This window comes from Rhodohalobacter sp. 8-1 (assembly GCF_038150125.1).
In the GTDB taxonomy this organism is placed as follows: Bacteria; Bacteroidota; Rhodothermia; order Balneolales; family Balneolaceae; genus SW132.
This window is the reverse complement of sequence record NZ_JBBVMF010000021.1, coordinates 76,315-87,184: the sequence shown is the minus strand read 5'-3', so window position 1 is coordinate 87,184 and position 10,870 is coordinate 76,315. Positions and strand designations below refer to the sequence as shown.

Annotated in this window: 7 protein-coding genes; 4 read left to right on the top strand and 3 right to left on the bottom strand. The window is 45.7% G+C overall.

Features of this window, described 5'->3' with window-relative positions; all coding sequences use genetic code 11:
- Window positions 1-219 precede the first annotated feature (219 nt).
- Window positions 220-2,346: an elongation factor G gene (locus AABW11_RS16835; RefSeq protein ID WP_340106305.1), complete on the bottom strand. Its 2,127-nt coding sequence runs from the start codon at window positions 2,344-2,346 to the stop codon at window positions 220-222.
- Between the two features lie 303 nt (window positions 2,347-2,649).
- On the opposite strand from AABW11_RS16835, the gene AABW11_RS16830 reads away from it, so the two are divergent.
- The 4 genes from AABW11_RS16830 to AABW11_RS16815 all read left to right on the top strand — a co-directional run bounded on the left by AABW11_RS16830 (window position 2,650) and on the right by AABW11_RS16815 (window position 6,588).
- On the top strand, window positions 2,650-3,126 hold the full coding sequence (locus tag AABW11_RS16830) for a nuclear transport factor 2 family protein (RefSeq protein ID WP_340106304.1): 477 nt from the start codon (window positions 2,650-2,652) through the stop codon (window positions 3,124-3,126).
- A gap of 334 nt (window positions 3,127-3,460) precedes the next feature.
- Complete coding sequence (locus AABW11_RS16825; protein ID WP_340106303.1) at window positions 3,461-4,741, top strand: quaternary amine ABC transporter ATP-binding protein; 1,281 nt, start codon at window positions 3,461-3,463, stop codon at window positions 4,739-4,741.
- Between the two features lie 3 nt (window positions 4,742-4,744).
- Complete coding sequence (locus AABW11_RS16820) at window positions 4,745-5,581, top strand: ABC transporter permease (RefSeq protein WP_340106302.1); 837 nt, start codon at window positions 4,745-4,747, stop codon at window positions 5,579-5,581.
- A 95-nt stretch (window positions 5,582-5,676) separates the two neighbouring features.
- On the top strand, window positions 5,677-6,588 hold the full coding sequence (locus tag AABW11_RS16815) for a glycine betaine ABC transporter substrate-binding protein (protein WP_340106301.1): 912 nt from the start codon (window positions 5,677-5,679) through the stop codon (window positions 6,586-6,588).
- 136 nt (window positions 6,589-6,724) lie between these two features.
- Here AABW11_RS16815 and AABW11_RS16810 read toward each other — a convergent pair whose 3' ends face one another.
- Window positions 6,725-10,027: a BACON domain-containing protein gene (locus AABW11_RS16810; protein WP_340106300.1), complete on the bottom strand. Its 3,303-nt coding sequence runs from the start codon at window positions 10,025-10,027 to the stop codon at window positions 6,725-6,727.
- 41 nt (window positions 10,028-10,068) lie between these two features.
- Complete coding sequence (locus AABW11_RS16805; protein ID WP_340106299.1) at window positions 10,069-10,839, bottom strand: T9SS type A sorting domain-containing protein; 771 nt, start codon at window positions 10,837-10,839, stop codon at window positions 10,069-10,071.
- Between the last annotated feature and the right edge of the window lie 31 nt (window positions 10,840-10,870).

Genomic DNA, 10,870 nt, shown 5'->3' with positions numbered 1-10,870 from the left:
GGAATGTTACCTCAAAAGTTAGCCGCTAATTAATTACCTGAGTTCGATTCTTAGTTATTAATTACATTTGAGCCAATCCATAAAGTGCGGTATCTCTCATCTTGACACAGGCAGGAGATGCCGGATCGAGGTCAGCATGACACTATTGTTGCTGAATTAGATAATTGGCCGTCAACTTTCTTTATTTTTAAATCGAGCTCAGGCTAACTCCTTTCAGGTTCAGGCATTTACAGGCTCACGATTTTTTTCGATCACCCGCTCCTGGATGTCGTGCGGAGCCCTGGCGTAGTGAGAAAAATCCCGCGAATGAGCCGCACTCCCTTTTGTCATCGACTTTAGGCTGGTGGAATAATGGTCGAGTTCCTCGAGTGGAACTTGCGCGTGAATTGTCTGGATGGCCCCTTCACCCTCCATTCCCTGCACCTGTCCGCGGCGTGTTCCCAGGTCGCTCATCACATCACCTGTAAACTCTTGCGGCACAGTAACTGAAACGTCGTAAAGAGGTTCCATAAGTTGCGGAGACGCTCTCATAAATGCATCTTTAAACGCCATAATGGCCGCGGTTTTAAAAGCTGCTTCATTTGAATCCACCGAATGCATGCCCCCATCATAAACCGAAACGCGAACATCACGCACTCGGCATCCGCTCATCGGCCCCTCTTCCATTTTTTCCATCACTCCTTTCAAAATGGCCGGCATAAACCGGGTGTCTATCACACCGCCCACAATGCAGTTTTGAAAGACAAGTTTTCCTCCCCATGGCAGGTCATGAACCTCCACATCCCTTACCTTCATGCCGTCCGGATCGGGCATGCCCTCGCGATAGGGCTCAAGCAGCATTTCAACTTCGGCAAACTGCCCTGCCCCGCCGCTCTGTTTTTTATGTTTGTAGCGGGCGGAACTGCTTTTTGTGATGGTTTCCCTGTAAGGTATTTTGGGTGTTACAAACTTAACATCCAGGTTAAAACGATTCGTCAGCTGATTTTTGATCACCATCAAATGCTCCTCTCCCTGGCCATGAATGATAATTTGACGCAGTTCCTGGCTGTATTCAATCACGATAGACGGATCTTCCCTCTGTATTTGATGAAGCGCATTTCCAAGTTTATCCTCATCCCCTTCACTTGTAAGCTTCACTGCCGTACGGATTGTAGGAGACGGAAAGTTAATTGGCTGAAGTGAGATGTCCATTCCTTTTAGGGCGAGCGTATCATTCACCTCGCTATCCTTTAGTTTTACAGCTGCTGCAATGTCGCCCGTTTTAACCTCCGACACTTCAAGGCGGTTATGCCCTTCGGTAACGTACAGATTACCCATCCTGACCGTAGATTTATTACTGCTGTTTACCAGGTCGAGCCCCGGCTTTGCAGAACCGCTATAAACTTTGAAGTAGATCAGATCACCTACGTGAGATTCCGACTGTGTTTTGAACAGAAAAATGACGGGATCTCCTTCGGGATTAAGCGTAAACGGTTCCCCCGACTCTTTTTTAGGTGGCTGGACTTCAAGCGGATTGGGAACCACATCATCCAGAAATCCCATCACCCTGCCCGACCCCATATTAAGGGATGCGCTGGTACAGAACAGAGGGAAAATCTGGCGGTTCACAAGAGAAAGGTGCAGACCCTTTTGCATCTGCTCTTCATCCAGTTCGCCGTGTTCAAAATAGATATCCATCAGCAGCTCATCATTTTCGGCAATGGTTTCCACCAGTTCCTGATGGAGCCTGTCAGCGCGGACACGAACGGAGTCAGGAATGGGAAGTTTATCCGGTTTGCCCCCGTCTTCAGGGAACTCGTACATCGTCATACGCAAAACATCCACGATGGCATTAAAATCGTCGCCCTCGCTATAGGGAAACTGCACCACCGTTACCTCGCGCCCGAATGTCTCTTTTGCCTCTTCCACCGTTTTCCAGAAATCCGATTGCGGTCCATCCGGTTTGTTCACGACTATCATGGAAGGAACTAAATAACGTTCCGCCATTTTCCACAGGGAGTTCGCAGCGGTTTCAACTCCATACTCAGAATTTAAAACAACCATAGCCGTATCTGCAATACGAATAGCGCCGGCAACCTCACCAATGTAGTCCTGGGTTCCGGGCGTATCAATCAAATTAATTTTGTGGCCCCGCCAGTCGAGGTTCATAAAAGTTGAATAGATCGACTTCTGTTTTTCTTTTTCAAGCGATTGATAGTCCGATATCGTGTTCTTTTCTTCAACAGATCCGCGGCGGTGAATGGCGCCCGACTCGAACAGCATGGTTTCGGCGAGCGTTGTTTTTCCGGATCCTGAATGGCCAAGTAACACAACATTTCGGATACGTGTTGGATTATATACTTTCATGCGATCTCCTCTTTTATGGCGGTTTATTTTTTACCTGCTCAATACTTTCTAATTACTCAATCTCTTTCCGATGATGCTGACTTATTATATATCACCGGTTAGAGGGTTTTGAAAAACCCTCGGTCATTGAAATGAACATTATTTTTCATAGGGATTCAAATAAAAAGTTCACAGCCTTTAAAGTTATCTTCAGGATTGACATCATCACTTTTTATAGGTAATCATCACCTATGTAGTTCTGATTAAGATTTTACCTTTTTTTCTAATTTTTGATGGGACAACGACAACTAATCATCTATCAATATGACGCCAGACGAACAGCTGATTCACACCTTTTACACCGCATTTAAACAACGGGATTATTCGACGATGCAGGCTTGCTATGCTGATCACGCTACGTTCAGCGATCCGGTTTTCAGAGACCTGAATGCCACTCAGGTACGATCGATGTGGGAGATGTTTCTTGTCAAAAACGATAGGCTGACTGTTGAATTTACTCATGTTCAACAAAGAGGTAAGTTCATAACCGCACGCTGGACAGCAGACTATGTGCTTTCAAGTACGGGGAATCCGGTCAAAAATATTATTGAGGCACGATTTACTGTAGAGAGTGGAAAGATCACAGAACATGAGGATTCATTTAACTTCTACCGGTGGGCACGTCAGGCATTGGGAGCAAAAGGCGTTTTATTGGGCTGGACGCCGTTTGTCAGGCGTAGAGTGCAGCGGTCGGCAATGGCTTCGCTACAGGGATATATCCGCCATCAAACCAATAAATAACAGAACCCGTGATGCGTCAACAAATCAACCGCTTCACGGGCTCTGCATCTCTTGATCTCTTCCTACGAATGCAGCATCAGGCTGCTTACAATTATTGCTGAATCTGATCATTTTTCTGTGCATGCGAAAAAATTTCGCAAATCAGTTCATTATTTTCAAGATTATTATTACTTGCCACGGAATTGATCATATAAAAGCTATGCAAAATTATATCCTCCATCTATTTTACGAGCATGAATGAGTTCTTTAAAATCCTTGTTATATACTCTTGGTCAGTAAGTTAAATCTTTCATAGTCGCTTTTATCTTTGTTTTATCAAATCAAATAGCAACATATGGCAGCCATTACTGTAAAAAATTTATATAAAATTTTTGGGAAAAATCCATCAAAGGCAATCCCGCTTCTCAAAAAAGGAAAATCCAAAGATAACATTCTTGACGAAATAGGTCTCACCGTTGCTATTGATAACGCATCATTTGACGTTCAGCAACAGGAAACATTCGTCATTATGGGACTGTCAGGCAGCGGCAAATCTACGGTACTTCGATGCCTGAACCGTTTAATTGAACCCACGCAGGGAGATGTCTTAATTGGGGAAGACCAAACCAATATCATGGACATCGACAAAGAAAAGCTTCTTGAGCTGCGACGAAAGCATATGTCTATGGTCTTCCAAAATTTCGGACTTTTTCCTCATCGCTCAGTATTGAACAATGTGGCATACGGTCTTGAGATCGGCGGCATGGATAAAGATGAGCGCAACGAAAAGGCAATTGAGTCAATTGAGATGGTAGGTCTGAAAGGCTACGAACACAAAATGCCGAATGAGCTCAGCGGCGGTATGCAACAGCGGGTTGGCCTTGCTCGGGCGCTCGCCAACGATCCCGAAATTTTGCTGATGGATGAGGCGTTCAGCGCGCTTGATCCCCTTATTCGCGCCGATATGCAGGATGAGCTTCTTGAACTGCAGCGGAAAATGAGTAAAACCATTGTTTTTATCACACATGATCTGGACGAAGCCCTGAAGATCGGGGACCGGATTGCCATCATGAAGGAAGGAGCCATTGTACAGATCGGCACTCCCGAACAGATCCTCACCGAGCCTGAAGATGATTATGTTAAATCTTTTGTCCAGAATGTAGACAGAACCAAAATCATCACCGCACAAACCATAATGAAAAAAGCGCCAACCATTAATATCAAAAAAGACGGGCCCGGTGTTGCCATACGTAAAATGGAGCAAAAGGGAATTTCAAGCATTTATGTTACCGACGCAGACCGCAAATACCTGGGTGTTGTGACGATTGATGAAGCCGCTGAACTTCAGAAAAAGAGTGTAAAAAGCGTTGATGACATTATTCGCGACGACGCAGGCACTGCCACTCCGGACACCCCTGTAAAGCGTCTTCTGTCTGATGTGATGACAAGTTCTTACCCGGTAGCCGTGCTTGATGAAGAGAACCGGCTGGAGGGAATCGTCGACCGGGCCTCGATCATCAGCCAGGTAAATCTGAATGATCCCGAATACGAGGCAGAAGAAGAGGGCACCCGGGAGGAGAATACTGAAGAGGAAAACACAAAAGAAACTGAATCCGAACCTAAAGAACCGGCTTAACCCATGATTGAAATACCCGTCGGACGATTCTTCGAAATCATTATCCAATGGATGATCGACAACTGGAGCGGTTTTTTTGATGCGGTCACCACAACGGTTAGCGCCACGCTCAGTGCGTTTGAAGCCGTTTTAATGTTTCCACACCCGTTAATTATGATTGTGCTTTTAAGCGCACTGGCATGGTATATTTCAGGCAGAGGCGTTGCCCTCTTTACGGTCGCGGGACTTTTTTTGATTGAAGGAATGAATCTCTGGCCGGAAACCATGAATACGCTTGCCCTCATTTTTACAGCTGTTCTTATCGCCCTGCTCATCGGCATTCCCGTGGGAATATGGGCCTCAAAAAATGATTGGGTGGAAAAGATCGTCAGGCCTGTGCTCGATTTTATGCAGACCATGCCGGCTTTCGTCTATCTCATTCCGGCCGTATTGTTTTTCCAGCTTGGTAAAGTGCCCGGGGTTATTTCGACTCTGGTGTTTGCAACACCACCGGCTGTTCGGCTCACAAATCTTGGTATCCGCCAGGTTCCCGAAGAGGTGAAGGAAGCAGCACTTGCGTTTGGCTCAAATCCGCGACAAATGCTTTTTAAGGTTGAACTACCCGTGGCGCTGCCAACTATTCTTGCAGGAGTCAATCAAACCATTATGCTGGCTCTTTCAATGGTGGTTATTGCTTCTTTGATTGGCGCCGGCGGACTGGGTCAGCCCGTTCTTGTGGGAATTCAGCAGCTGAATATCGGGCTTGGGTTTGAGGGCGGAATTGCCATTGTGATTCTGGCAATATTTCTGGACAGAATCACTCAGTCGCTGGGATCATCTACTCAGAACAGTCCTGCATAATCAGCCAACGCTTACAGCAACTATATTGTTGTTAATATATGCTTTAGTTCACAATCAAAATTCAAGTCAATACAAACCAAAAAATCAGAGACGACATGAATACCTTATACGATAACTTCAATAAAATTTTGAAGGTGCTTGCCCTTATCACGGTTGCAGCTTTTATTGCCGCCGGCTGCCAGAGCAGCACAGAAGAGACTCAGAAAACAGCTGACCTTGTCTATGTAAACTGGGCGGAGGGCATTGCCTATACCCATCTGGCCGAAAACGTTCTGGAAGAGAAAATGGGATACGACGTGAATCTGACATCGGCAGATGTTGGACCGGCGTATACAGCAATTGCCAACGGAGACCAGGATGCATTTATGGAAACATGGCTTCCTGTACTTCATCAAAACTATATAGAACGATTCGAAGAAGACATCGTTGATCTTGGCCATGTGTACGAAGGAACACAAAGCGGACTTGTAGTTCCCACCTATGTTGAAGTCGATAGCATATCGAATCTCAATCAGTATACCGAGCGGTTCGACGGTCAGATTACAGGAATTGATGCCGGGGCCGGCGTAATGCAGACCACACAGGAAGTGATTGATGAATACAATCTTGATTATGAACTCATCACATCCAGCGGACCGGCCATGACAGCCGCTCTGAGTTCAGCCATTGAAAATGAAGAACCGATTATTGTTACAGGATGGCAGCCACACTGGAAATTTGGCCGCTGGGACCTCAAATTCCTTAAGCAGGATGAAGACAACATGTTATGGGAACGAGGAAATATTCACATTATGGGCCGCCAAAACCTTGAACAGGATAAGCCCGAACTCGCACAGTTCCTCAAAAACATGTTCTTCACTGAAGAACAGCTCGGCGACCTGATGGTAGCCGTAGAACAGTCCGACCAGGATGTCTCACAAGTCACTATGGAGTGGATGAATGAGCATGAAGAGCTTATTAACAGCTGGATTCCTGAGGGAGCCGGTGAAATGGCGAGTATGGAGTAGTAGTTTGGTTAACCGCCGGTAAGTTCAAGACAAGAAAAGTAAAATTCAGTTTAAAAAGTCCCCGACTGCCGCAGAGGTGATCGGGGATTTTTATGTTGGTTGAGACCCGATCTGTACAGGTCTTTTGATTGAAAGATTACTTAATCAGCATCATCTGTCGGGTTTCCGTATAGGAATCCGTCTGCAGGCGATACAGATAAACACCACTTGAAAAGTTTGAGGCATCGAAGCTCACTTGATGAAGGCCTGCACTTTTTACCTCATTTACCAGTAAAGCTACACGCTGCCCAAGCATATTGTAAACTTCAACCATTACATAAGTCATTTCCGGTAGTGCATATTCTATTTGTGTGGTTGGGTTGAAGGGGTTGGGAAAGTTTTGCGATAATTTGAAGGAAGAAGGAATATTGCCAGGCTCTTCAATTGAAACAATAACAGGACTATAAACATCAATATTATTATTCTTATCCACTTCCTCAATTAAACCCGTCTTGTCTACATAAATAATCAAGTTATAATCACCGGCGCTGAGATCATCCGGAATGACAGCATTGTCTGTAATAATACGGTTGCTTTCTGTGTCTAGTGGTGATTCAGATTTAACTTTGAGCAATCTGTCATCCTCATCAAATAGAGTATCGGCGGATAAATATATATAGGTATCAAAATTTTCGGACCCACCGGGGCCTATATTCTGTATGTCATATTCGTAATTCAATAGATACTGTGCACCTTCGGTGGTTGAAACAGACATTTCATTAATCACCGGCATCAGATCAGGCAGGTCTCTTATCTCTTTTATGGCCAGTAGAGGCCTGTCACCATCCCAGGAGCCAAGGCTTATCGTAAAGTTGTTGATATTCTCATGTGCAAGATAACTACCCGGCTTACTACCCTCATGACGAGATGCAAAGTACCATCGGTTACCGGAATATTTCTTATTGCCATTTCGTGTGACAAATACTGATTGCCCATATTTAACAATTGACAGGGAATCAAATAATTGTATAATGTCATTTCCCTTCTCATGATAATCGATAAGATCTGACCAGTCTGCCACTCTATATTCCGTACCAAAAACGGAATCTACCACTACTTCCCAATCTGCATTTTCATCCACATTGAAACCACTATGTCCAAAATTTTTCCAGGTGACTGGTTGCTGCTGAGCTTCCTGAACCACGGTAATGGTTTGCAACAGCTCACCTCCAGAAACAGTTATTGCTCCTTTACGTGGTTCATCTTCCATATTTTCAGTTACTGTCACCGTAACTTCGCCATCATCCCCGCTGCCTGATGCATCACTGATCGTGATCCACTCCTGGTCCGCTATTGCTGTCCAATTGTAAAGATTTGAGGTTACTGTAAAGCTTAGAGAGCCTGCGGCAGGCGCAAATATTAGTTCCGACTTGGATACTTCTAAGCTATCTTCTGGCTTAACAATCACCGCAATATCAATCGGCACCGCTGGGCTTACATCAATCGTCCCATCACCTATCAGCAGATCAGTGACTTTCAGCCCCTCCGGTTTCTCTCCTGTACCCACCAGCGTCCCTGAGATCGTAAACAGCTTACCGGCCCCCGACAGCGCCTGCGAACTTGCATAGCTCACCAGGATTCGGTCATCATCGGTGACGTTTACGGTCAGCGGACCATCCAACAAATCGCCTCCATTGATGTCCTCATCTGTGATTGTGAGAAGTGACGAGTCGAACGAAATTTTTATATCAAAATTCGACACGTCCAGATCCGTCAGGTCGCTTACCGTGATGCCCCGTGTGAACGACTCGCCCACCTGACCAGTGATCGTGCTGCCAAAATCTAAAGCTACCTCTTCCGGCGGATCGACTATATCCACATCAATGACCACCGGTACCGACGGAGTGACATTTAAAGATCCATCGCCAATTAACAGATCCGTGACTTTCAACCCCTCCGGGCTATTTCCTGCATCAGCCAGCGTCCCCGAAATTGTAAAGAGCGTACCGGCTCCTTCCAGCACCTGAGAGCTCGCATAGCTCACCAGGATCCGATCATCATCGGTGACGTTTACAGTCAATGGACTATCCAGCACATCGCCTGCTTTGATATCCTCATTCGTGATCGACAACAGCGACGCGTCGAACGACATTTCCATATCAAAATTCGACACGTCCAGATCCGTCAAGTCACTCACCGTGATATCCCGTGAGAACGACTCGCCCACCTGACCAGTGATCGAACCGCCAAAACCTAAAGTTACCTCACCCGTTTGCCCTGGCTGGATTACCGTCACCTGATCTCTGCCTGCATTAGTAGTGATGGTAATGAGCCCCTCACGCGATGCGGCCTGGGTATTCTCTTCAATGGCTAAAGCCACGCTCACACTACCCGATCCTGTCATTCCATCCGGGAAACCCAGCCAATCAACATTTTTAGAAAGTTCCCAGATCAGCTCTTCGGTTCCGGCAGTCTGCGTAATCCCAAATTCTGTAGTAGCTGCATCTGAGCCACTCATATTAATGCGCTGTGTGGAGAGTTCCCACTCAATCGGCACAGGTCTGACATCCACTTCAATATCTACCGGTATCGAGGGCGTAACCGTCAGCAACCCATCGCCGATTAACAGATCGGTCACTTTCAGCCCTTCCGGGTTCTCTCCTGCTCCCGCAAGTATTCCCGAAATTGTAAATAGCGTGCCGGCTCCCTCTAGTACTTGAGAACTTGCGTAGCTCACCAGAATTCGGTCATCATCGGTCACATTCACCGTCAACGGGCCGCCCAGCAGATCGCCTCCCTGGATGTCCTCATCCATAATCGTGAGAAGTGACGCGTCAAACGACATTTCCATATCAAAATTCGACACGTCCAGGTCCGTCAAGTCACTCACAGTGATATCCCGTGAGAACGACTCGCCCGACTGGCCACTGATCGAACCGCCAAAACCTAAAGCTACCTCTTCCGGCGGATCGACTATATCCACATCAATGACCACCGGTACCGACGGGGTGACATTTAAAGATCCATCGCCAATTAACAGATCGGTGACTTTAAGCCCCTCCGGATTTTGTCCTGCATCCGCCAGCGTCCCCGAGATTGTAAACAGCATGCCGGCTCCCGACAGCGCCTGCGAACTCGCGTAGCTCACCAGAATCCGGTCATCATCGGTGACGTTTAAGGTCAATGGACTATCCAGCACATCGCCTGCCGTGATATCCTCATTCGTAATCGAGAGCAGTGACGAATCAAATGACATCTCCACGTCAAAATTGAAAATCCCAAGATCAGTCAAGTCACTCGCGACAACGTCCATCGAAAACTGGTCACCGGGTTCGCCATTTATCTCTTCCGGAAAAGACAGAGTGACATCCTGCGCCTGGACATTTCCAATACCTGCAATTGACATAAATAATGCGAAAAATAACGCACACTTATTAATTACTCCTGTATTCGATTTCATACGTTTCCCCTAAAGCATTTAATTGTTGTAATAAAGCTTATCTACTTGATAAGTGTAATTAGCTCTGACTCACTATACCTTTCTCCATTAGACGCTATCGCATCAAACCGGATGAAATAAGAGCCTGATGGATGTCCTGATAAATCTAAACTCAACATGTGCTCTCCCCCACTTTTTGTCGCATTCTCCAAATTGGCAAATCTCTTCCCTTCAATGTTGTACAGGCTGATATCCACTTCAGATCGTGAAGGCAAACTATAGATAATCTGAGTAGATGGATTAAATGGATTGGGAAAATTCGATCCTAAATTGAATCGATTGGGATTTGTTATGTTCAAGCCATTGGATGTAGGCATAACAACTATATCAAACGGTATTTCCGGAGCTACATCCAAGGATCCATCGCCAAAGAAAAGTTCCGTTACGACGACTCCTGAATCATTTGTCCCTTCACCTACGATCACTCCCGTTATTTCAAATAGTACACCAGACCCAGATATAGGTGAAGAGCTTGCAAAGCTAACCAAGATACGATCGTCGTCAGTCACATTGGCTGTCAGTGAGTTAATCAGATCTCCCTCAACAATATCATCCGATTCAAAGGATATCAGATTTGAATCAAAAGAAAACCGGATATCAAAGTTTGAAACGTTTAAACCTGTCAGATCAGAAACCTCAACTGATAGCGATACGTCTTCGCCGACGTCTCCCTTTAGCTCTCCCTCGAAATTTATTGAAATATCCTGGGCGACAACTGCACCGCAGCTGAACAAAAAGATTAAAATCAGACTCTGAATTAAATGTTTAATCATTCGTACATCTCCCCAAATGGTTTTAAGATAT

Bases quoted from the DNA above. Each gene is read 5' to 3' on its own strand.
- AABW11_RS16805 (WP_340106299.1), bottom strand. From the start codon at position 10,839: ATGATTAAACATTTAATTCAGAGTCTGATTTTAATCTTTTTGTTCAGC.
- AABW11_RS16815 (WP_340106301.1), top strand. From the start codon at position 5,677: ATGAATACCTTATACGATAACTTCAATAAAATTTTGAAGGTGCTTGCC.
- AABW11_RS16835 (WP_340106305.1), bottom strand. From the start codon at position 2,346: ATGAAAGTATATAATCCAACACGTATCCGAAATGTTGTGTTACTTGGC.
- AABW11_RS16810 (WP_340106300.1), bottom strand. From the start codon at position 10,027: ATGAAATCGAATACAGGAGTAATTAATAAGTGTGCGTTATTTTTCGCA.
- AABW11_RS16820 (WP_340106302.1), top strand. From the start codon at position 4,745: ATGATTGAAATACCCGTCGGACGATTCTTCGAAATCATTATCCAATGG.
- AABW11_RS16825 (WP_340106303.1), top strand. From the start codon at position 3,461: ATGGCAGCCATTACTGTAAAAAATTTATATAAAATTTTTGGGAAAAAT.
- AABW11_RS16830 (WP_340106304.1), top strand. From the start codon at position 2,650: ATGACGCCAGACGAACAGCTGATTCACACCTTTTACACCGCATTTAAA.